This window comes from Pantoea sp. WMus005 (assembly GCF_013415305.1).
Lineage (GTDB): Bacteria > Pseudomonadota > Gammaproteobacteria > Enterobacterales > Enterobacteriaceae > Pantoea > Pantoea rara.
In genome coordinates this window covers 1-241 of record NZ_JACBXU010000038.1, presented here as the reverse complement: position 1 = coordinate 241, position 241 = coordinate 1, and the positions used below count along the sequence as shown (strand labels likewise).

1 rRNA gene is annotated in these 241 nt (G+C 51.9%); it reads left to right on the top strand.

The features are described from left to right. Positions 1 to 36: 36 nt before the first annotated feature. Positions 37 to 241 (top strand): 16S ribosomal RNA (locus HZZ01_RS21230); the annotation flags it as partial.

Sequence of the window (241 nt, the reverse complement as noted above, 5' to 3'; positions counted from 1 at the left end):
TGAGCACCGCTTAACTTGTTTAAGCAAATCAAACTTAAATTGAAGAGTTTGATCATGGCTCAGATTGAACGCTGGCGGCAGGCCTAACACATGCAAGTCGGACGGTAGCACAGAGGAGCTTGCTCCTTGGGTGACGAGTGGCGGACGGGTGAGTAATGTCTGGGGATCTGCCCGATAGAGGGGGATAACCACTGGAAACGGTGGCTAATACCGCATAACGTCGCAAGACCAAAGAGGGGGA